21 protein-coding genes are annotated in these 20,292 nt (G+C 65.5%); 7 read left to right on the forward strand and 14 right to left on the reverse strand.

Annotation, left to right across the window (positions count from 1 at the left end; translation table 11 throughout):
* Window positions 1–87 precede the first annotated feature (87 nt).
* The 8 genes from QRN25_RS24580 to radA all read right to left on the reverse strand — a co-directional run bounded on the left by QRN25_RS24580 (window position 88) and on the right by radA (window position 6,987).
* The gene (locus QRN25_RS24580) at window positions 88–672 is read right to left on the reverse strand and encodes a DUF805 domain-containing protein (protein WP_285022017.1); all 585 of its coding nucleotides are present in this window, start codon (window positions 670–672) and stop codon (window positions 88–90) included.
* Between the two features lie 34 nt (window positions 673–706).
* Entirely contained in the window at window positions 707–2,254 is a 1,548-nt protein-coding gene (gene proS, locus QRN25_RS24585; protein ID WP_285022019.1) for a proline--tRNA ligase, read from the reverse strand.
* 155 nt (window positions 2,255–2,409) lie between these two features.
* Window positions 2,410–2,847 (reverse strand): NUDIX hydrolase, encoded by a 438-nt coding sequence (locus QRN25_RS24590; RefSeq protein WP_285022021.1) that lies wholly within the window; start codon window positions 2,845–2,847, stop codon window positions 2,410–2,412.
* 35 nt (window positions 2,848–2,882) lie between these two features.
* The gene (gene phaR / locus QRN25_RS24595; protein WP_008832732.1) at window positions 2,883–3,443 is read right to left on the reverse strand and encodes a polyhydroxyalkanoate synthesis repressor PhaR; all 561 of its coding nucleotides are present in this window, start codon (window positions 3,441–3,443) and stop codon (window positions 2,883–2,885) included.
* Window positions 3,444–3,550: 107 nt separating this feature from the next.
* Window positions 3,551–4,600, reverse strand: coding sequence for an alanine racemase (alr, locus tag QRN25_RS24600; protein WP_285022023.1), 1,050 nt, complete (start codon window positions 4,598–4,600; stop codon window positions 3,551–3,553).
* A gap of 52 nt (window positions 4,601–4,652) precedes the next feature.
* Entirely contained in the window at window positions 4,653–5,072 is a 420-nt protein-coding gene (locus QRN25_RS24605; RefSeq protein ID WP_037521507.1) for an iron-sulfur cluster assembly scaffold protein, read from the reverse strand.
* A 7-nt stretch (window positions 5,073–5,079) separates the two neighbouring features.
* Window positions 5,080–5,607, reverse strand: a complete 528-nt coding sequence (locus QRN25_RS24610) for a CvpA family protein (protein ID WP_285022025.1) — start codon at window positions 5,605–5,607, stop codon at window positions 5,080–5,082.
* 12 nt (window positions 5,608–5,619) lie between these two features.
* Window positions 5,620–6,987, reverse strand: a complete 1,368-nt coding sequence (gene radA / locus QRN25_RS24615; protein ID WP_285022026.1) for a DNA repair protein RadA — start codon at window positions 6,985–6,987, stop codon at window positions 5,620–5,622.
* A gap of 69 nt (window positions 6,988–7,056) precedes the next feature.
* Between radA and QRN25_RS24620 the strand changes: the two genes are divergently transcribed.
* On the forward strand, window positions 7,057–9,381 hold the full coding sequence (locus QRN25_RS24620; protein ID WP_285022029.1) for a patatin-like protein: 2,325 nt from the start codon (window positions 7,057–7,059) through the stop codon (window positions 9,379–9,381).
* Window positions 9,382–9,518: 137 nt separating this feature from the next.
* On the opposite strand, the gene dnaJ is transcribed toward QRN25_RS24620, so the two are convergent.
* Complete coding sequence (gene dnaJ, locus QRN25_RS24625) at window positions 9,519–10,643, reverse strand: molecular chaperone DnaJ (protein WP_008832738.1); 1,125 nt, start codon at window positions 10,641–10,643, stop codon at window positions 9,519–9,521.
* Window positions 10,644–10,724: 81 nt separating this feature from the next.
* Entirely contained in the window at window positions 10,725–12,629 is a 1,905-nt protein-coding gene (gene dnaK, locus QRN25_RS24630; RefSeq protein WP_036523147.1) for a molecular chaperone DnaK, read from the reverse strand.
* A gap of 188 nt (window positions 12,630–12,817) precedes the next feature.
* Between dnaK and QRN25_RS24635 the strand changes: the two genes are divergently transcribed.
* Complete coding sequence (locus QRN25_RS24635) at window positions 12,818–13,378, forward strand: copper chaperone PCu(A)C (protein WP_285022030.1); 561 nt, start codon at window positions 12,818–12,820, stop codon at window positions 13,376–13,378.
* Complete coding sequence (locus QRN25_RS24640) at window positions 13,378–13,863, forward strand: vgr related protein (RefSeq protein WP_285022062.1); 486 nt, start codon at window positions 13,378–13,380, stop codon at window positions 13,861–13,863. Before QRN25_RS24635 ends, QRN25_RS24640 begins: the two co-directional genes overlap by 1 nt.
* 187 nt (window positions 13,864–14,050) lie before the next feature.
* On the opposite strand, the gene QRN25_RS24645 is transcribed toward QRN25_RS24640, so the two are convergent.
* From QRN25_RS24645 to hrcA, 3 genes are all read right to left on the reverse strand, one after another.
* Entirely contained in the window at window positions 14,051–14,311 is a 261-nt protein-coding gene (locus QRN25_RS24645; protein WP_008832743.1) for a YMGG-like glycine zipper-containing protein, read from the reverse strand.
* 140 nt (window positions 14,312–14,451) lie between these two features.
* Entirely contained in the window at window positions 14,452–15,018 is a 567-nt protein-coding gene (locus QRN25_RS24650; RefSeq protein ID WP_008832744.1) for a nucleotide exchange factor GrpE, read from the reverse strand.
* 17 nt (window positions 15,019–15,035) lie between these two features.
* On the reverse strand, window positions 15,036–16,079 hold the full coding sequence (gene hrcA / locus QRN25_RS24655) for a heat-inducible transcriptional repressor HrcA (protein WP_285022065.1): 1,044 nt from the start codon (window positions 16,077–16,079) through the stop codon (window positions 15,036–15,038).
* 89 nt (window positions 16,080–16,168) lie between these two features.
* Here hrcA and rph point away from each other — a divergent pair, with 89 nt between their 5' ends.
* From rph to QRN25_RS24675, 4 genes are read left to right on the forward strand one after another with little or no spacing between them, the layout of a single operon-like run.
* A complete protein-coding gene (rph, locus tag QRN25_RS24660) occupies window positions 16,169–16,885 on the forward strand; it encodes a ribonuclease PH (RefSeq protein WP_008832746.1) in 717 nt (238 codons plus the stop codon).
* Window positions 16,885–17,541 carry an RdgB/HAM1 family non-canonical purine NTP pyrophosphatase gene (gene rdgB / locus QRN25_RS24665; protein WP_285022033.1) on the forward strand — a complete coding sequence of 219 codons (657 nt, stop codon included), beginning with the start codon at window positions 16,885–16,887 and terminating at the stop codon, window positions 17,539–17,541. Before rph ends, rdgB begins: the two co-directional genes overlap by 1 nt.
* A gap of 12 nt (window positions 17,542–17,553) precedes the next feature.
* Window positions 17,554–18,705: a radical SAM family heme chaperone HemW gene (gene hemW, locus QRN25_RS24670; RefSeq protein ID WP_285022035.1), complete on the forward strand. Its 1,152-nt coding sequence runs from the start codon at window positions 17,554–17,556 to the stop codon at window positions 18,703–18,705.
* Window positions 18,705–19,604: a tyrosine recombinase XerC gene (locus QRN25_RS24675; protein ID WP_285022037.1), complete on the forward strand. Its 900-nt coding sequence runs from the start codon at window positions 18,705–18,707 to the stop codon at window positions 19,602–19,604. The genes hemW and QRN25_RS24675 overlap by 1 nt, the downstream gene beginning before the upstream one ends.
* 1 nt (window position 19,605) lies before the next feature.
* Here QRN25_RS24675 and QRN25_RS24680 read toward each other — a convergent pair whose 3' ends face one another.
* A complete protein-coding gene (locus QRN25_RS24680) occupies window positions 19,606–20,208 on the reverse strand; it encodes a DedA family protein (RefSeq protein ID WP_271183525.1) in 603 nt (200 codons plus the stop codon).
* Window positions 20,209–20,292: the final 84 nt, after the last annotated feature.

A 20,292-nucleotide genomic window follows, 5' to 3' on the forward strand; every position in this document is an offset into this window, starting at 1 on the left:
GCAATCCAGGGCGGTTTACGTGGCTCTGGATTGCTTCGCTGCGCTCGCAATGACGAAATAGAGAGATGCAATGACGAACTGTGGCCCTCAGATGTGATCGGGCTCCGCACCGTAACGGTTGGCTCCGTCGCTCGAGGGCCAGACGCCGAACACGATGATGAGCAGCAGGGGCACATAGCCGAGCATGCCGTTCATCATCACGCTGGCCTGCGCCTCCTGCAGCTTCACCATGTCGCCGCTCTGGGCGATGATCATCATCTCGGCGACCTTGTCAACCGAAGCGACCGCCACGCCCAGCGCCGCGAACTGGATCAGCGCCGTCAGCCCGGCGATCCAGCCCGGCTTGTCGGAATCGTGCAGCCGCCGCGTGAACGAGGCGACCAGCAGACCGGTCAGCACGAGTGTGCTGGCGACGGAAGCCCAGACCGAAGTGCGCATCATCCCCGAAAGGCGGCTGAACATGCGCTTCTGCATCTCGGCTTCGCTCAGCCCCTGCTTCGCAGCCTCGAACACGTCGGCCATCATCGGTGCCGTCATCACCATCGAGATCACGATGGAAATCACGATCTGGATGATCGCCAGGAACAGGAAATAGAACCAGAAGGCCGAGCGACCCTCGCGTCCCTTGAAGTTGGTCAGGTTCGCGAGGTTGTATTTAATCGCTGCGATCATCCGGAGCCCCCGTGTGAAATCAGTAAGACCCCATTCAGTAGGATCGGGCGACGTATATCTTCTCCACGGCGCCACGTCCCGTGAAAATGCAGTTACCGGTCGCGGGTTCGGCGCCCAGCGGCGTATTGCGCATGGTGAGCTTAAGGCCCTTGAGCTTCTGGACCACCGCTTCGAGTTCATCGCCGGTCGGGCGTGCCCATTCGACTTCGACCCAGCCCGGATAGCGCTTGTCCTCGGCGAAGAACGCCGCGAGTTCCTCGAAGCTGGACGCCTTCGAGATGTTCGCGTCGCGCCTGGCCTTGGCTTCGGCGTGAAGCGAGGCCTGGATGTCCTCGATCTCGGCCGAAGCGCGGGCCACGAACTCGTCCTTGGCGAGGCCGACGAAGTTCGCCTTGCCCGCCTCGGTCCACAGCTTGTCGCGGCGCAGCATCGAGACCTGACCGCCCGCCGCATCGCGCCCGCCGATCTCGAGGATCAGCGGCACGCCCTTCTTGACCCAGGCCCAGCGCTTCTGCGTGGCCTTGCCGGGGCGCTTGTCGAGCAGCACGCGCAGGCTTTCGCCAAGGGCCGACTGGCCGACGAGGGCCTTGCGCAGTTCCTCGCAGTAGGCGAGCAGCGCGTCGTCCTCGGGCGTGTCACGCAGCATCGGCAGGATGACGATCTGGTGCGGCGCCACTGCGGGCGGCACGCGCAGGCCGTCGTCGTCGCCGTGCGTCATGATGAGGCCGCCGATCATGCGGGTCGAGGTGCCCCAACTGGTCGTGTGGGCATACTGCTGCGTGCCCTCGCGGTCCTGGAAGGTGATCCCCGCCGCATGCGCGAAACCTGTGCCGAGATAATGCGAAGTGCCCGCCTGCAGCGCCTTGCCGTCCTGCATCATCGCCTCGATCGAATAGGTCGCGACGGCGCCGGGGAAGCGCTCGTTCTCGGGCTTTTCACCGGCGATGACGGGCATCGCCAGCTCGGTCTCGGCGAAGTCGCGGTACATTTCGAGCGCGCGCAGCGTCTCGGCCATCGCATCGTCCCGGTCGGCGTGAGCGGTGTGGCCTTCCTGCCAGAGGAATTCGCTGGTGCGCAGGAACATGCGGGTGCGCATTTCCCAGCGCACCACGTTGGCCCACTGGTTGACCATCAGCGGCAGGTCGCGCCACGACTGTACCCAGCGCGCCATGGCGGCGCCGATCACGGTTTCGGAGGTGGGACGCACGATCAGCGGCTCTTCCAGCTTCGCCTCGGGATCGGGCACAAGGCCGCCCTTGCCGTCGCCGACGAGGCGGTGATGGGTGACGACCGCCATCTCCTTCGCGAAGCCCTCGACGTGCTCGGCTTCCTTGGCGAAGTAGGAAAGCGGGATGAACAGCGGGAAGTAGCAGTTCTGCACGCCCGCGGCCTTGATGCGGTCGTCCATCAGGCGCTGGATGCGTTCCCACACGCCGTAGCCCCAAGGCTTGATGACCATGCAGCCGCGCACGCCCGATTCCTCGGCCATTTCGGCTTCGGAGATGACTTCCTGATACCACTGGGCGAAATCGTCTTCGCGCTTGGTGGAGAGGGCGTGGCGGATCGCGGTCTTCTGATTCATGGCGCGCCTGTTAGCGGGACTTGGCGCAAGGTTCAAATGAATGGCGACGCGTTCGGCATGACCCTTCGACAAGCTCAGGGTGAGCGGGGGATAGTGCAAACCTCCCAAACCCGCTCAGGCTGAGCTTGTCGAAGCCCCTGAAAGCCCGCGCGACCTTAGAACATCTCGGCCAGATCTTCCGGAAAATACGGTTCCTCAAGCGCGGCCAATGCCGCGCGGTCGAACCAGCGCCAGCTGCGCATCACCGAGCGTTCCAGTTCGGTGTGGCCGCCGGTATCGATCGCCTCGGGATCGGTGCCCGCAGGAGTGCGTATGCGGAAATATCGCTCGTCGGCCGTCACCGGCACGCCTTCGATGGTGATGAAATCAGCGATCCGCTGCGCCACTTGCGGTCCCGGCTCTGCAACGAAGCCGGTTTCCTCCAGCAGTTCGCGCCTTGCCGCATCCTCGTAGCTTTCGCCGGGATCGACCGCCCCGCCCGGCGTGCACCAGAACGGGGGACGGTCGGGCGGGTCGAACCGGAACAGCAGCACGCGCTCAGCCGGATCGAGCAGGATGATACGCGCGGCAGGGCGAGCGACGCGGGAGGTCATCACTTCGCCCCTTCGGCCTGCTTACTTGCCCGCAATTATTTACCCAGCGCGTCGAGGCGCTTCTGGATTTCAGCCATCTGGTCGCGCAGCGCGGAGAGATCGCCTGCATCCTCCGCGGGCGGCGCCTTGGTTTCCGGCTGCTTTTCCGCGCCGGGCATGAAGGCGGAGGACGCAGCGCGAAACATCGCCATGTTCTGCTCGGCCAGCTTGGCGAGCGGATTATTGCCCAGGCTGTCCTCGAACGCCTTGGCGAGCTTCGCCTGGTTGGCGCGGAAGTTCTCCATCGAGGCTTCGAGGTAGTGCGGGATCAGCGACTGCATCTGGTTGCCGTACATGCTGATGAGTTCGCGAAGGAAGTTGACGGGAAGCATCTGCTCACCGTTCGATTCCTCTTCCATGATGATCTGGGTGAGGATCGTGTGGGTGATGTCGGCGCCGGTCTTGGCATCGAGAACCTTGTAGTCCACCCCTTCGCGCGTCATCTTCGACAGATGATCGAGCGTGATGTAGCTGGAGGACCGCGTGTTGTAGAGACGCCGGTTCGCATATTTCTTGATGATTACGGTGTTGTCTTCGCCAGACGCCGTTTCAGTCATTATCCAGTCCCCATTTGCCGGATGGCTAAGATACCATTCCGGAATATCGCATTGCAACACAAATTGCTGCGCAGCAAAAGAGGAAATCGGCGGAAATTCCGCGATTTTCAGCGCCCGAACCGCCTGCCGAGCAACGTCAGCAGCTCATATTGCGACAGCCCCGTGGTTACCGCAGCCTGAGGCAGCGCATAGTCCGCCGTGATCCAGTCGCCCTCCGCCACGTCGGGAGCATGGGTGAGGTCGACGACGGTGAGGTCCATGCTCACCCGGCCGAGTACCGGCAGAATCGTTCCTGCAGCGCAAAAGCGTCCCTTGCCGGACCAGCACCGCAAATAGCCGTCGGCATAGCCGAGGGCGATCGTCCCTACCCGCATTGCGGCAGGCGCGGTGAACGTCGCGTTGTAGCCGATGGTCTCGCCCGCTTCGACATGACGGACCTGCAGGATCGCGGTCTGCGGGCGAACGACCTGGCGCAGCATGGGCGCCATCTCCGGCCGGGGCACTCCGCCGTAAAGGGCAATGCCGGGGCGGGTCAGATCGCCGTGATAGGCCTCGCCCAGCGCGATGCCGCCGCTGTTGGCGAGGCTTGCCCGCTTGTGGCGAACCCGCGTGCGGGCATCGTTCCAGCGCTCGCACTGGATGACGTTGAGTGGCGTATCTTCCTCGGCGGCCACGAGATGCGAGAGCAGGACGTCGATCTCGAGCTGTGCCAGCACCGGCTCGGCCAGTTGGTCCAGCGTCACGCCCAGACGGTTCATCCCGGTATCGACCATCAGGTCGCAGCGCCCGCCTCCAGCGTCGATCCAGCGCCGTGCCTGTTCGAGCGAGTTGATGACCGGCTTCACGCCTGTCGCCTGCGCATAAGCGGCGTCCTGCGACGTCAGCGGTCCGTGGAGAACAGACAGCGAGCCGGGGCTCGCCACTTCAAGCACCGCGCGGACTTCCGACCAGTGCGCCACGAAGAAATCTTCGCATCCAGCGGCTTGCAGCAAAGGCACGACCTTGTGCACGCCGAGGCCGTAGGCATCCGCCTTGACCGCTGCCCCTGCCCGCGCGCCGCCCGACATGCGGTCGAGCGCGCGCCAGTTGGATTGCAGCGCGTCTTGGTCGAGATCCAGGCGGAGCGCCGGAGCGGGCAGGTCGGAATACGAAGTCACGTGATGGCCCATAGACCCAGCTGTCGTGCCGGGGCAACTCGGCTGCAGTCGCTCAGATGTGGGAGATCGCCTCGACCGCCGCATCCCATGGCAGCAGGACCGCACCGTGCCGCGCAGGATAGTCCCGCGCGGCGGAGATCGCGGCGAATCCGGGCCATTGCGGCAATGCGCCCTCGCCTGCCAGCCACGCTACCACGGCGGCGCGCGTCGCAAGGATGTCCTTGACGGACGCGCCCGGTGCATTGCGGGCGAAGATAGCGGCGGAGGCCTGCCCGATCGCGCAGGCGTGGCTGCGCAGCCCGACGCGCGCGATCGCACCGGCATCGTCGAAGGCGAGGCCCAGCGCTATCGTGCTGCCGCAACTGCGCGAACGGGCTTCGCCGCGCAGGGGCAAGTCGTCGGTCAGCGGATGACGGGCCAGTTCGATCGCGAGTGCGAGAACGTCCGGCGTATAAAGTACGGCCGTGGACACGCCGGTCTTACTGCGCTTCGTGCGCTGCTTCGGCCGCACGGGCCTCCGCACGGCGTTCGGCGATGAGCTGTACCAGCGCTTCGCTGCTGGCGTTGATGAAGGGGTAGGTGCGGGCCTGCGTGATCCATTCGGGACGGCCGCCGATGCCCCAGATCGTATCGTAGCCCAAGACCAGCACGGAGAAGCCGAGCACGATCACGATCACGCCCTTCACCGCACCAAACCCGAAACCCAGCACCCGGTCGATCGGCCCGAGCACCGAAGCGCGGCTCTTGGCGCCGGCCCACTTGGCGACCAGCTTCACTGCCAGGAACGGAATGCCGAGCAGCAGCGCGAAAGCCAGCACCGCCGCCCCCGAATCCGAGCTGATGTAATCGCCCAGCGCCGCCGTCAGCGGCGTGTGGAACAGGCGGATGGCGAAGATGGCAAAAATCCACGCCGCCAGTGCAAGGATTTCCTGCACGAAGCCGCGAATGAAGCCGGTAATGGCGCCGAGTCCCACGAACAGGAGAACGGCAATGTCGAAGCCAGTCATAGACCGGCAGAATTAGGCATCGGACAGGATGCGGTCAACGAGGTTGGGCAGCATCGTCAGCCCGGAAAATGAAAGGCCCTTTTCCGGCACGGGTCCGTTCGACGGACCGAACGCCTTCGAGAACCCCAGCTTGGCGGATTCGCGCTGCCGGATCGAAGCATGAGCCACCGGCCTGATCTCTCCGGCGAGCGAAACTTCGCCGAACCACACGGCATCGGTGGAGAGCGGCTTGTCGCCCAGCGCGGATACCAGCGCCGCCGCCACCGCGAGATCGGCGGCCGGGTCGCCGAGTCGGTAGCCGCCCGCGACGTTGAGATAGACTTCCGCGTTCGAGAAACTGAGCCCGCAGCGCGCTTCCAGCACCGCCAGCAGCATTGCCATACGGCCCGAATCCCAGCCCACGACCGCGCGGCGAGGCGTGGCACCACTCTGCAACCGCACGATCAGCGCCTGGATTTCGACGAGTACGGGCCGTGTTCCCTCCATCGCCGGAAACACCGCGCTTCCCGCCATCGGTTCTTCGCGGCCCGAGAGGAACAGCATCGAGGGGTTACCGACTTCCGCCAGACCCGAGCCCTCCATCGAGAATACGCCGATCTCGTCCACCGGGCCGAAGCGGTTCTTGATCGAGCGCAGGATGCGGTACTGGTGGCTGCGCTCACCTTCGAAGCTCATCACCACATCGACCATGTGCTCCAGCACGCGCGGCCCGGCGATGTTGCCGTCCTTGGTGACGTGGCCGACGAGGACGAGGGTGACGTCGTTCTCCTTGGCGTAGCGAATCAGTTCGAACGCGCACCCGCGCACCTGGCTGACGGTGCCGGGTGCGCCCTCGATCTGGTCCGAATGCATCGTCTGGATCGAATCGATCACCAGCAACGATGGCTTGTCCATCATCCCCAGCGTGGTGAGAATGTCGCGTACCGAGGTCGCCGCGGCCAGCTGGATCGGCGCCTTGGACAGACCGAGACGCTCGGCACGCAGACGCACTTGCCCAGCAGCCTCCTCACCGCTGACGTAGACGGAAAGCCCCCCCTTCATCGCGACATTGGCCGAAACCTGCAGCAGCAGCGTGGACTTGCCGATGCCCGGATCACCGCCCATCAGGATCGCCGAGCCGGGCACGAGCCCGCCGCCCAGCGCCCGGTCGAATTCCGAGATGCCAGTCGTCTGCCGCTTGGGCACTTCACCCGGCGCGTCGAGCGGGGTGAACTGGATCGGTCGGCCGCCCGAAGAGAGGTCGTGCTTGGCGGAGAAGATCGTCTGCGGCGCATCCTCTGCCAGCGTGTTCCACTCCCCGCAGTCGGGGCACTGGCCTTGCCACCGGGTGGAGACGCCGCCGCAGGATTGGCACACATATCGACGCTTGGGTTTAGCCATGCCGTCCGCGTAAACGGAACGGAATGAGAACGCAATTGCCAATCCTGTAACCCTCGGTAAGATACCGATATGCAGCAAAAAGAACTGCGGATCGCTCTGGTCTGTTATGGAGGCGTCAGCCTCGCCGTCTACATGCACGGCGTCACCAAGGAGTTGTGGAAGGCCCTGCAGGCGAGCCGCGCCGCCTGGGCCGATCTGCCCGGCGAGGCTGGGCTGCAAGGCAGCGCGGCGGTCTATCTCGACTTGCTGCGCAGGCTTGAAAGCAGCGGCAACCTCAAGCTACGGATATTGACCGACATTGCCGCCGGGGCCAGCGCGGGCGGGATCAATTCGCTGTTTCTCGCCCAGGCCATTCATTCGGGCCAGTCGCTGGAGCCGCTGACCGACTTGTGGCTGGAGACGGCCGACGTCGACGTGCTGCTCGATCCTGACGCCCGCCCCGGCTCGCGTGCCGCCAAGTTCTGGGCCAGCCCTCTGGTGACCTACCTGCTCCATCGGCCCGGCAATGCCGTCAGCGCAAGTGTGGCGCCGGAGACGCGGACGGAAGTGCGCGAAAAGCTCTCGCGCCTGATCCGCTCACGGTGGTTCGAGCCACCGTTCAGCGGCATCGGCTTTTCGAGGCTGCTGCACCGCGCTCTGACCGCCATGGCCGAAACCCCGGCCGGACCACCGCTGCTGCCGGAGCACCATCCGCTCGACGTGTTCCTGACCTCGACCGACTTCAAGGGGCATCTGGAAACGCTGCGGCTCCATTCGCCGCAGCAAGTGCTGGAAAGCGAACACCGGATGACCTTCGGCTTTCACGTCAAGGCGGGCGCTGAGGGAGCGCCGCTGGCGCCCTTGCCGGAACTGGTGATGGCGGCCCGGGCGTCGGCGAGTTTCCCCGGCGCCTTCCCGCCGCTGCAGATCGGCGAGATCGACCGGCTGGTGGACGAACAGGGCGGGACATGGCCGACGCGCGATGCCTTCCTCGCGCGGATCATGCCCGAGCATGCACGGCGCGGCGACCTGGACTGCGTATCGCTGATCGACGGGGCGGTGCTGGTCAATGCGCCTTTCGCCGATGCCATGCATGCCCTGCGGGACCGACCCGCCGCGCGCGAAGTGGATCGCCGCTTCGTCTACGTCGATCCGACACCCGATCATCTCGGCGCGGAAATGCGGCGCGATGCGAGCCTGCCGGGTTTTTTCTCGGTGATCTTCGGCTCGCTCTCCGCGATCCCCCGCGAGCAGCCCATCCGCGACAATCTGGAGGCGCTGGAAGCCCGCTCGCGCGAGATGGCGTCGCTGCGCGAGATCGTGCTGGCCCTGCGGCCGGAGATTGAGGAGACGGTGGACCGCCTGTTCGGGCACACCTTCTTCCTCGACCGCCCTACCCCCAAGCGTCTTGCGGCATGGCGCGCCAAGGCGCAGGGCGCGGCTTTCGAGCAGGCGGGGTTCGCCTATCACGGCTACGCGCAGGTCAAGTTCAGCGGTATCACCGCGATGATGGCCCGCATGGTGCTGGAAGCGGCGCCCGAACTCGATCTGTCTTCTCCGGAAGCGGTGCGACTAAGGCTGATCGCGCACCTGGCGGCGCAAGGCCTCGACCGGGCGCAGGCATTGCGCGAGGCCGGTTCGCCGATGATGATAGAGTTCTTCCGCAACCACGATCTTGCCTTCCGCATCCGCCGCCTGCGCCTGCTGGCTCGGCGCGTGACTCAGGAGTGGGAAGCGGAACCCGATGTCACCGAACAGGACCGCGATGCCGCGCGCACCGCGATCTACAAGGCGCTGTCGCTCTACATCGACCGCGAGCCGCTGGCGGCGCTGGGCGAGGGTTTTCCGGCCGTGGCCGCGCGCTTTTTCGAGGAGCCGCAGGTAGTCGTCGATCATTTCGCCGAAGCCCGAAACCTGCTGGAGACCGACAACGCGGTGGACGAGTTGCTGGCAGAAGCTCTTGCCGCAATGCCGCAGGCGCTACGTCGCCGGGTGCTGCTCGCCTACCTCGGCTTCCCGTTCTACGACACCGTCACCCTGCCCCTGCTGCGCGGCGAAGGACTGACCGAGTTCGACCCGGTGCGGGTCGATCGCATCTCGCCCGAGGACTGCCACGCGATCCGCGACGGCATGCGCGAGGAGACGCTGCGCGGGAAGGAATTCTTCAACTTCGGCGCGTTCTTCAGCCGTGGCTACCGGGAAAACGACTACCTGTGGGGGCGCCTGCATGGTGCGGAGCGGATGATGGACCTCATCGCCTCCACGCTCTCGGTCGAACATGCGATGCCGCAGCCGGAACTGCTCGGGTTCAAGCGGCGGGCGTTTCTGGCGATCCTCGATGAGGAGAGGCAGCGCCTGCGAGCTGATCCGGAACTGCTGCGCCGGATCAGGCGTGAGGTGCTGGCGGGGAAGTAGGACACCTGAAGGTCGTCATTGCGAGCGCAGCGAAGCAATCCAGGGCAGTCTTGAGCCGCCCTGGATTGCTTCGCTGCGCTCGCAATGACGAGGTGGGGTGAGAAAAGCGGGTGGAGCACGCGCCCCACCCGCCTTAGTCACTCCGTCAGGTCGGTCCAGGCGTCCTTGATGCGGTCGAAGAAGCCCTTCGACTGCGGGCATTCATCGCCGGTCTCGGTCGACTGCAACTCGCGCAGGATTTCCTTCTGGCGCGCCGACAGCTTGGTCGGGGTTTCCACCGCGATCTCGATCACAAGATCGCCGCGGCCGCGGCCCTGCAGCACCGGCATGCCTTCACCGCGCTTGCGCAGCTGCTTGCCGGACTGGATGCCTGCCGGAATGTCGAGCTGGATCGCCTCGCCGTCGATGCCGGGGATCTCGATCGAGCCGCCCAACGCCGCCGTGGTGAAGGTGATCGGCACCTTGGTCACCAGCGTCGTCCCGTCACGCTCGAACACGCGGTGGCGCTTGACGTGGAGGAAGATGTAGAGGTCGCCCGGGGGCGAGCCGAACGGCCCGGCCTCACCCTTGCCGGAGAGGCGGATGCGGGTACCCGAATCGACGCCCGGCGGAATGTCCACTTGCAGCGTCTGCGGCTTGTCCACCCGTCCCTCGCCGCCACACGAGCGACACGGCTTCTCGATTACCTCGCCCCGGCCGTGGCAGGTCGGGCAGGTACGCTCGACCACGAAGAAGCCCTGCTGCGCACGGACCTTGCCGTGGCCGCCGCACATCGAACAGCCGCGCTTGCCGGTGCCGGGCTGTGCGCCCGAACCGTTGCAGGGTTCGCACGATTGCGAGACTTCGATGGTGATCTCGGTGCTCTTGCCCCGGAACGCTTCGTCGAGGCTGACTTCCATGTCGTAGCGCAAGTCGGCGCCGCGCCGCTGCTGCTGACGAGCACCGCCACCGAAGGCGCTGCCGAAGATGGATTCGAAGATGTCGCCGATATCGCCGAAGTCTCCGCCGCCCTGACCGCCGCCTGCGCCCTGCTGGAACGCGGCATGACCGTAGCGATCGTAAGCCGCGCGCTTCTGCGGGTCCTTGAGGCAGTCGTAAGCCTCGCTGATCTGCTTGAAGCGCGCCTCGGAATCGGCGCAGCCCGGGTTCTTGTCCGGGTGGAAGCGCATGGCAAGCTTGCGGTAGGCCGACTTGAGGACCTTGTCGTCCGCAGTGCGCTCTACCTCAAGCAGTTCGTAATAGTCGATTTCAGTCGCTGACACGTGATATTTCCCCGTCGGAATACCTTAACCGCCACCGGCGCGGTTTGCACAGGTGGCGGCCAGGGTTTTCATCAGGACTTGTCAGCCCTTGTTTTCGTCGACTTCCGAGAACTCGGCGTCGACCACGTCGTCGTCGGCCTTGGCGGCTTCCGGCGAAGCGGCAGAAGCCTGCTCCTTCTCGTAGATGGCCTGGCCGACCTTCATCGCCACCTGGGTCAGCTCCTGAGCCTTGGCGTTGATTTCGGTCGCGTCGTTGCCTTCCAGAGCGGTCTTGGTCGCGGCGATCGCGGCCTCGACTTCAGCCTTGAGCGAAGCGTCGATCTTGTCGGCGTGCTCGGTCAGCTGCTGCTCGGTCGCGTGGACGAGGCTGTCGGCCTGATTGCGGGCCTCGGCCGATTCGCGGCGCTTCTTGTCCTCTTCGGCGAACTTCTCGGCGTCACGGACCATCTGGTCGATGTCGCTGTCCGAAAGGCCGCCCGAGGCCTGGATGCGGATCTGCTGTTCCTTGCCGGTGCCCTTGTCCTTGGCGGACACGTTCACGAGGCCGTTGGCGTCGATGTCGAAGGTCACTTCGATCTGCGGGACACCGCGACGCGCCGCCGGGATGCCGACGAGGTCGAACTGGCCGAGCAGCTTGTTGTCCTGCGCCATCTCGCGCTCGCCCTGGAACACGCGGATCGTCACCGCCTGCTGGTTGTCCTCGGCGGTCGAGTAGACCTGGCTCTTCTTGGTCGGAATCGTCGTGTTGCGGTCGATCATCTTGGTCATGATGCCGCCCAGCGTCTCGATGCCCAGCGACAGCGGGGTCACGTCGAGAAGCAGCACGTCCTTGACGTCGCCCTGCAGAACGCCGGCCTGGATCGCCGCGCCCATGGCGACGACTTCGTCCGGGTTCACGCCGGTGTGCGGCTCCTTGCCGAAGAAGTCCTTCACGACTTCACGCACCTTGGGCATGCGGGTCATGCCGCCCACGAGCACGACTTCGTCGATGTCCTTGGCCGAGAGACCGGCATCGGCGATCGCCTTGCGGCAGGGCTCAAGCGTGCGCTGGATCAGGTCGGCGACCATGCGTTCCAGGTCGGAACGGGTGATCGTCTCGACGAGGTGCAGCGGGGTGGTGGCGCCGCCTTCCATGCGGGCGGTGATGAAGGGAAGGTTCACTTCGGTCGTCGCGGTGGACGACAGTTCGATCTTCGCCTTTTCAGCCGCTTCCTTCAGGCGCTGCAGAGCCAGCTTGTCGGTCTTGAGGTCGAGGCCTTCCTTGGCCTTGAACTTGTCCGCCAGCCACTCGACGACCTTCGAGTCGAAGTCTTCACCACCGAGGAAGGTATCGCCGTTGGTGGACTTCACCTCGAACACGCCGTCGCCGATTTCCAGAACCGAGACGTCGAAGGTGCCGCCGCCGAGGTCGTAGACCGCGATCGTCTTGCCGTCCTGCTTGTCGAGGCCGTAGGCCAGCGCCGCAGCGGTCGGCTCGTTGATGATGCGCAGGACTTCGAGACCGGCGATCTGGCCGGCGTCCTTGGTCGCCTGGCGCTGGGCGTCGTTGAAGTACGCAGGAACGGTGATGACCGCCTGCGTGACCGTCTCGCCCAGATACGATTCGGCGGTTTCCTTCATCTTCTGGAGCGTGAAGGCGCTGATCTGCGAGGGCGAGTAATCCTCGCCACCGGCCTGGACCCATGCATCGCCGTTCTTGCCCTTGACGATGTGGTACGGAACCAGCTCGGTGTCCTTCTTGGTCACCGGGTCGTCGAAGCGGCGGCCGATGAGGCGCTTCACCGCGAAGATCGTATTGTTGCCGTTGGTTACGGCCTGGCGCTTTGCAGGCTGCCCGATCAGGCGCTCACCATCCTTGGTGAAAGCGACGATCGAGGGCGTGGTGCGCGCGCCTTCTGAATTCTCGATGACCTTGGGCTTGCCGCCGTCCATGACGGCGACGCAGCTGTTGGTGGTGCCAAGGTCGATACCAATTACTTTAGCCATTATCCCCATTCCTCACGTCAGTGGGTGACACCGTGCGGATCGCCTCCCTTACACAAGGCAAGGCAGCTTGCACGGCTCGGTGACGTTCCAAGTCGTCGAGGCCGGATATAGGTGACGTTTCGCTTGGAACAAGCCTGTGTGAATGGCATTAGGCGCAACGATTCAGAAACGGGGCATAACAAAGGGAAATGCCTGTGACCAAACGTAACCTGCCAGTCGCCCTGATCTGCTCCGTCGCGCTGATGTCCATGGTCGCCGGTTGCGGCAAGACGCCCGACAGCCCGACCGAATCGAACGACGCCACCCTCTCCGGCCCCAACGCCAAGCCCGGCATGGTGGCGAGCGACGGCAAGTTGGTGCTGCCCATCGTCGCGGGCCGTCCAGGCGCAGTCTACTTTACTGTGCGCAATGACGGCGCCGAGCCGGTTACGCTGGCAGGTGTCCATGTCTCCGGCGCAGCCAAGGCGGAGATGCACCAGAGCAACGGCGGCACCATGGCCAAGGTTGACAGCCTGCCGATCGACCCGGGCGCCTCGATGGTCTTCGCGCCGGGCGGCCTTCACGTGATGGTCTTCGACGTCTCGCCCGATCTCAAGCCCGGCGGCAAGGCGGAGCTAACGCTGACGTTTTCGGACGGCGACAAGCTGTCGATGCCGCTGCAGGTAGAGGCTCTGGGGAGCGATACGGGGGGCGGTGGCATGAGCCATGAGGGTATGGATCACGGCTCCATGGAAGGAATGCACCACTGATCCTCGGGCCGACCGTAGATCAGGGCGGTGAGCGGGCGCTGACGGCGGGCGAGGTCGATCTCGTCCGCTCGATCTTCGGGAATGCGGTGGACTGCGCGCCGGTGCGTGTCCGTCGCCGCCGATGGTTCCCGTTCCAGCCCGTCAACACGGTCATGGCGCCTTGCGGTCACCTGCACTTCCATCCCCGCAGCGATCTCTATCTGGATGATTTCTCGCGCGCTGCGCCGGGACTGCAGGGATTGTTCATCCACGAGATGACCCATGTGTGGCAAACCCAGTGCAAGGGACGCTGGTATCTGCCTCTGATGCGTCATCCGCTATGTCGTTACGATTATGTGCTGAGGCCGGGCTGGACGCTCGATCGCTATGGCATCGAGCAGCAGGCGGAGATCGTGCGGCACGTCTTTCTGCTGCGTGAGGGGCTGCACTTTCCCGGAGCGCCGGAACTGGCAGCCTATCGCGGGATTCTGCCGTTCGGGGCGTAACTATAACGCCATTGCGAGCGCAGCGAAGCAATCCAGGGCAGTTCCACCCCGCTCTGGATTGCTTCGCTGCGCTCGCAATGACGATGTAACTCGCAAAGGCGCATGTAAATCGTAGAACAAGCCTCTACGAAACAGGGCGCAGGCACTTATGCGCCCGCGCCCTGCTCGAATTAACCTGACTGCCTGATCAGCAATCGCGATCCCAGTAACGGTCGCCGCGACGATCGTAACGATAGCAGCCGCGATCGTTCTTCTTGGCCTGCGAACCGGCTACGGCACCAGCCGCAGCGCCGATCGCCGCGCCGGTGCCGACGTCACCGCCGGCGATCGCGCCGACGCCCGCGCCGAGCGCGCCGCCTGCAAGGGCGCCCTCGCCCGCATAGTTGCTCGCGCAGCCACCGATGCTCAGCGCACCGGCGGCCAGAATGGGAAGGATGAGCTTGCGCATCGATGTTCTCCGAAAATTCTGTAGCCTATGCACAAGTGAACGGAAGCGCGCGCGTGAGGTTCCCCGGCAACAATACGATACGGCCCACCTCCGGTATTTGCGGAGGCGGGCCGAATGTTCAGCTTAATAGAGAAACCCGATCAGTCCGGCTTCTTGGCTACGGCAACCATGGCCGGACGCAGGAGGCGGTCCTTGATCATGTAACCGGCCTGCATTTCCTGCAGGACCGTACCCGGCTCGGCGTCGGCCGAGGGCAACTCGATCATGGCCTGGTGCTGGTTGGGGTCGAGCGGCAGGCCCATCGCGGCGATGCGGGTGATGCCGTGGCTGGCGAAGACCTTGTCGATCTCACGACCGGTGGCCTCGATACCTGCAACGAGGCCCTTGAGCTTGTCGTCTTCGCGCAGTTCCGCGGGGATCGCAGTCAGCGCGCGGGCGAGGTTGTCGGACACCGAGAGAATATCGCGCGCGAAACCGGTCGCAGCATAAGCGCGGGTGTCGGCAATGTCCTTTTCAAGACGGCGGCGCACGTTCTGCGTTTCGGCGCGGGCGTAGAGTACGTCCTGTTCGGCCGTAGCCAGTTTCTCGCGAAGAGCCGCGATTTCCTCGTTCTCGCCCTTGGTGTCCACGAAGTCCTCCGGCACGCCCTGAAGTTCCTCTGCCACTGCGGGATCTATGGCGGGCGACTGTGTCTTGTCGTCGGTCATTTGTTCTTTGGTTCCAGCTATCCGATGAGCTTGCCCAGGCTCTGGGCAGTGAAGTCCACCATGGGGACGACGCGCGCATAATTCAACCGAGTCGGGCCGATTACCCCCACCACGCCGACCACCCTGCCCTCGCGGTCGCGATAGGGTGAAGCGATGACCGAGGACCCGGAAAGCGCGAAAAGCCGGTTCTCCGAACCGATGAATATGCGCGTCGACTGCGCTTCGCGCGCGGTGTCGAGCAGGTCGGCGACCGACTGCTTATTCTCGAGGTCGTCGAGCAGCGAGCGGACGCGTTCGAGGTCGGTCAGCGCCGCCTCGTCGAGCAGGTTCGCCTGCCCCCGCACGATCAGCACCGGCCTTGCAGTGGCATCCTGGCTCCACACGGCGAGACCGCGCTCCACGAGATCGCTGCTGGCGGCATCGAGGGCGGACTTACCCGAAGCGATTTCCGCGCGCATCGCCCGCGCAGCCTGCGCCAGCGTGCGACCGCCCAGATGCGCGGAGATGTAGTTGGAGGCTTCCTCCAGCGCGCCGGAGGGAAGGCCCATCGGCAGTTCAAGCACACGGTTCTCGATCCCGCCATCTTCGCCCACCAGCACCGCCAGCGCCCGGCCCGGTGCCAGCGGCACGAGTTGCAGGTGCATGAGTCGCGGCTCCCGGCGCGGCACCATGACCACGCCTGCACCCGACGAGAGGTTCGAAAGCAGGGCGCTGGTAGCCTCCAGCGCCGCTTCGATCGGCCCGGGCGCGGCGATGCGGCGCTCGATGGCCTGTCGTTCCTCGGCTGTGGGTTCGGCCACCTGCATGATGCCGTCCACGAACAGGCGAAGCCCCGCCTCGGTCGGCAGGCGCCCCGCGCTGGTATGCGGTGCGGCGAGCAGCCCCAGCCCTTCGAGGTCTGCCAGCACCGAACGGATCGAGGCAGACGACAGGCTCACCCCGCCCGGCCCGGCGAGCGTCTTCGAGCCCACCGGCACGCCGGTCGCCAGATACCCCTCCACGACGAGACGGAAGATGTCGCGCGCGCGCGTGGTCAGTTCGGTGATCGGGGGCGTGGGCATATCGCGTGTCAATCTAGGCAATCCCCTTGAACCCTCAACCCCAATGCGCCTAGGGCGAGCGGGTATTTTCACGACGAGGATTCCCAAGAATGCGCCCTTCCGGCCGTGCACCTGACGAAATGCGTGCCATCGACATCCAGACCGGCTTCACCAAGCACGCGGAGGGCTCTGTCCTGATCTCCTTCGGCGACACCCGCGTGCTGGTCACCGCCTCGGTCGAGGAGAAGGTGCCGCCGTTCCTGCGCGGCAAGGGCGAAGGCTGGGTAACGGCCGAATATTCGATGCTCCCCCGCGCCACGCATACCCGTGGCAGCCGTGAAGCGGCCAAGGGCAAGCAGTCGGGCCGCACGCAGGAAATCCAGCGCCTGATCGGCCGCTCGCTTCGTGCCGTGGTGGACATGAAGAAGCTCGGCGAGCGCCAGATCGTGCTCGACTGCGACGTGCTGCAGGCCGACGGCGGCACCCGCACCGCCTCGATCTCGGGCGCCTGGGTGGCGCTGCGCCTCGCCGTCGACAAGCTGATGGCAGATGGCAAGATCAAGGAAGACCCGATCACTGCGCGGGTCGCGGCGATCTCCTGCGGCATCCACCAGGGCACCCCGGTGCTCGACCTCGACTACATCGAGGACAGCGGCGCCGATGCCGACGCCAACTTCGTGCTGATCGAAGGCGGCCTGATCGCCGAGGCACAGGCCACCGCCGAAGGCGCGACGTACGACGAGGAAGGCCTGCTGCGCCTGCTGCGCCTCGCCCGCATCGGCTGCGAGGGCATCTTCGCGGCGCAGGCCAAGGCGGTCGGCCGCTGATGACGCGCAAGCTCGACGGATCGAAGCTGGTCATCGCCACGCACAACGCAGGCAAGCTGCGCGAAATTTCCGCGCTGCTCGCCCCGTTCGGCGTGGACTGCGTCTCGGCGGGCGATCTCAGCCTGCCCGAACCGGAGGAGACCGGCACCACGTTCGTCGAGAACGCGCTGCTCAAGGCCCATGCCGCTGCGAAGGCGGCAGGGCTGCCCGCTCTGGCCGACGACAGCGGCTTGTCGGTGACGGCGCTCGGCGGACGGCCGGGCGTCTATACCGCCGACTGGGCTGAGCGGCAGTGGTTCGAAGGCGAGCCGGGCAAGGATTACAAAGGCCGCGACTGGTACATGGCGATGGGCAAGGTCGAGGGGCTGCTCAGCCAGCAGGGACCGGATGTGGACCGCTCATGCTGGTTCACCAGCATTTTAGCGATCGCATGGCCCGAGGGCGACGAGGCAATCTACGAGGGGCGGGTGACCGGCACCTTCTCGTGGCCGCCGCGCGGGACGATGGGCTTCGGTTACGACCCCGTCTTCGTGCCTGAAGGACGCGACGTCAGCTTCGCCGAACTCACGGTCGCCGAGAAGCAGACGATCAGCCACCGCGCCGACGCTTTCGCGAAGCTCGTCGCGGACCAGTTCCCCGATCAGTCCACGGCGTGATACGTTAGGCCGATGGCCCGCGCCCTCTACATTCACTGGCCGTTCTGCCTCGCCAAGTGCCCGTATTGCGACTTCAACAGCCATGTCCGCGAGCGTGTCGATCACGCGCGCTGGCAGGACGGGCTGCTCGCCGACATGCGCCATGAGCACGCGCTTGCAGGCGGAGAGCCGCTGCAGTCGATCTTCTTCGGCGGCGGCACGCCCTCGCTGATGCCACCCGCGCTGGTCGCGCGTCTGCTGCAGGAGGCCGAGGCGCTCTGGGGCTTCGCGCCCGGCATCGAGATCACGCTGGAGGGCAATCCCTCCTCGGTCGAGGCGGCCAACTATGCGGCGCTGGCGCAAGTCGGCGTCAACCGCGTGTCGCTGGGTCTGCAGGCGCTGGATGACGCGACATTGCGCTTCCTCGGCCGCTTGCACGATGCGTCAGAAGGCCTGAAAGCGCTGGAAGTGGCGCAGCGGCATTTCCAGCGCGTCAGTTTCGATCTCATATATGCGCGTCCCGGCCAGTCGCTGAACGACTGGCGCGCCGAACTGGACCGCGCGCTGGCCTACGGCACCGGACACCTCTCGCTTTACCAGTTGACCATCGAGCCGGGCACGCGATTCGAGACGATGGTGCGCAAGGGCGACTTCGCTCCGCTGGACGAGGACGCCTGCGCCGATATGTTCGCGCTCACCCGTGAAGTGACGGTGGCTGCGGGGCTCCCCGCCTACGAGATCAGCAACCACGCCCGTCCCGGCGAGGAAAGCCGCCACAACCTGACCTACTGGCGCTATCAGGACTATTGCGGCATCGGCCCGGGTGCGCATGGCAGGCGCGGCGGTGTGGCGACGGTGCGCCACCGTAAGCCGGAGAACTGGCTCGCCGCGATGGCACAATCCGCGCATGGGATTGTCGAGGAACGCCCCCTTGGCATCCTAGAACAGGCGAGCGAGGCGATGCTGATGGGGCTGCGCCTGCGTGAAGGCGTGGATCTCGGCGCAATGGCCGTACGCTTCGGCCTGACCGGAGATCAACTGTGCGATCCCGCCAAGGCCCGGTTCTACGAAGGACAGGGTCTGGTCTGGCGCGACGGCGCGCGGGTCGGCGTCAATGGCGAGGGCATGGTCCTGCTCGACGGACTGCTGAGCGAACTGGTGCCCGAACAACTGGTCGCAGGCTGATGGCGAACAAGGCCGACCTGCTCGAAGCCTGGGGCGGGCATCTGGCCGAAGGACGGCGGCGCAGCCCGCACACTGTGCGCGCTTACGTGGCGACGGCGGGGCGCCTGCTCGAAAGTCTTGGAGAAAGCGACTGGCACCGGCTGGCCGCCCTCGATGCGGGGGCGCTGCGCGGGCATCTCGCGTCGCGGCGGCAGGACGGGATCGGCAATGTCTCGGCCGCGCGCGAGCTTTCGGCGCTCAAGGCGTTCCTCGTCTTCGCGCGGGAGAAAGCCGGGGTAGTGCAGGCGTCGGCCCCGCGCGTGAAGGGGCCGCGCGTCAAGAAGGGGCTACCCCGGCCCGTCACCCCTGACGAAGCGGTGGGGCTTGCGGAAGGGGTGCAGGACGACGCCTCTGAGCCATGGATCGGTGCACGGGACCGGGCGGTGCTGCTGCTGCTCTACGGCGCGGGCCTGCGCATCGCCGAGGCACTTTCGCTGACCGGCGCGGCGCTGCCGCTGGGCGAGACGCTGATGGTCACCGGCAAGGGCGGCAAACAGCGGGTCGTGCCCTTGCTCCCGAAGGTACGCGATGCCGTGATGGACTATCTCGCCAAGTCGCCGTGGCCGGTGGAACGCGATCATGCGCTGTTCCGGGGCGCCAAGGGTGGGCCATTGTCGCAGGGGATGGTGCAGAAGGCAGTGGCGCGCGCGCGGATATGGCTGGGCCTGCCGGCGAGCGCGACCCCGCATGCGCTGCGGCACAGCTTCGCCACGCACCTGCTCGGTGCGGGGGCGGACTTGCGCTCGCTGCAAGAACTGTTGGGCCATGCCTCGCTGGGATCGACGCAGATCTATACCAAGGTCGACTCGGCGACGCTCCTCGAGGTCTATCGCAATGCCCACCCTCGCGAGCGGGACTGATCTATTCTGAACGGGGCTTCCAGCGCAGCACCCGCCAGACGTAGAACACTACGGTCACCACCGCGACCGCCAGCGTCGCCCAGCCGAGCCACTGCTCCGCCTGTGCCAGCGTGTTGCCGAGCCACTTGCCGCCGATGATCAGCAGGACATTCCAGATCGCCGCGCCGAAAAAGGTGAAGGCGAAGAACTTCACGTGCCCCATGTGGGCCAGCCCGGCCGGGATCGAGATTACCGAACGGAACATCGGCATGAAGCGGAACACGAAGACCACCCAGTGCCCGTGCCTGCGCAGGAAGCGTCCGGCCACTTCGACATCGTGCCATTCCAGCGTCAGCCAGCGGCCCCAGCGGTCGATGAACGGCCGCAGTCGCTCGTAGCCGAGGCGGTCGGATATCAGGAACAGCACGTAGTTGCCGAGGGTCGAGCCTAAAGTTCCCCAGAACAGCAGAGGCCAGAAATGCATGTCCCCGCGTGCGACGGCGATCCCTCCGAGGCCCATGATGACTTCGGAGGGGATCGGCGGGATGATATTCTCCAGCGCCATGAGGAACATGATGCCGAGATAGCCGCCCTGCCGGATGATTTCGTAGATCCATTCACCCACGATGAGCGACACCCGGTTGTCCTTGCCCTGTCAGGGGGAAGGATAGCGCAGCTTGGAAGCGGAGCTTGACCACCAGCCCCACCC

This window comes from Novosphingobium sp. fls2-241-R2A-195, assembly GCF_030209485.1.
Lineage (GTDB): Bacteria > Pseudomonadota > Alphaproteobacteria > Sphingomonadales > Sphingomonadaceae > Novosphingobium > Novosphingobium resinovorum.

What these genes read in the sequence shown, in the direction of transcription:
- rdgB (WP_285022033.1), top strand. Translation starts at nt 16,885, where the DNA reads ATGACGCGCAAGCTCGACGGATCGAAGCTGGTCATCGCCACGCACAAC.
- dnaK (WP_036523147.1), bottom strand. Translation starts at nt 12,629, where the DNA reads ATGGCTAAAGTAATTGGTATCGACCTTGGCACCACCAACAGCTGCGTC.
- radA (WP_285022026.1), bottom strand. Translation starts at nt 6,987, where the DNA reads ATGGCTAAACCCAAGCGTCGATATGTGTGCCAATCCTGCGGCGGCGTC.
- QRN25_RS24610 (WP_285022025.1), bottom strand. Translation starts at nt 5,607, where the DNA reads ATGACTGGCTTCGACATTGCCGTTCTCCTGTTCGTGGGACTCGGCGCC.
- rph (WP_008832746.1), top strand. Translation starts at nt 16,169, where the DNA reads ATGCGCCCTTCCGGCCGTGCACCTGACGAAATGCGTGCCATCGACATC.
- QRN25_RS24675 (WP_285022037.1), top strand. Translation starts at nt 18,705, where the DNA reads ATGGCGAACAAGGCCGACCTGCTCGAAGCCTGGGGCGGGCATCTGGCC.
- QRN25_RS24650 (WP_008832744.1), bottom strand. Translation starts at nt 15,018, where the DNA reads ATGACCGACGACAAGACACAGTCGCCCGCCATAGATCCCGCAGTGGCA.
- phaR (WP_008832732.1), bottom strand. Translation starts at nt 3,443, where the DNA reads ATGACTGAAACGGCGTCTGGCGAAGACAACACCGTAATCATCAAGAAA.
- QRN25_RS24635 (WP_285022030.1), top strand. Translation starts at nt 12,818, where the DNA reads ATGCCTGTGACCAAACGTAACCTGCCAGTCGCCCTGATCTGCTCCGTC.
- QRN25_RS24620 (WP_285022029.1), top strand. Translation starts at nt 7,057, where the DNA reads ATGCAGCAAAAAGAACTGCGGATCGCTCTGGTCTGTTATGGAGGCGTC.
- hrcA (WP_285022065.1), bottom strand. Translation starts at nt 16,079, where the DNA reads ATGCCCACGCCCCCGATCACCGAACTGACCACGCGCGCGCGCGACATC.
- proS (WP_285022019.1), bottom strand. Translation starts at nt 2,254, where the DNA reads ATGAATCAGAAGACCGCGATCCGCCACGCCCTCTCCACCAAGCGCGAA.
- QRN25_RS24645 (WP_008832743.1), bottom strand. Translation starts at nt 14,311, where the DNA reads ATGCGCAAGCTCATCCTTCCCATTCTGGCCGCCGGTGCGCTGAGCATC.
- hemW (WP_285022035.1), top strand. Translation starts at nt 17,554, where the DNA reads ATGGCCCGCGCCCTCTACATTCACTGGCCGTTCTGCCTCGCCAAGTGC.
- QRN25_RS24580 (WP_285022017.1), bottom strand. Translation starts at nt 672, where the DNA reads ATGATCGCAGCGATTAAATACAACCTCGCGAACCTGACCAACTTCAAG.
- QRN25_RS24590 (WP_285022021.1), bottom strand. Translation starts at nt 2,847, where the DNA reads ATGACCTCCCGCGTCGCTCGCCCTGCCGCGCGTATCATCCTGCTCGAT.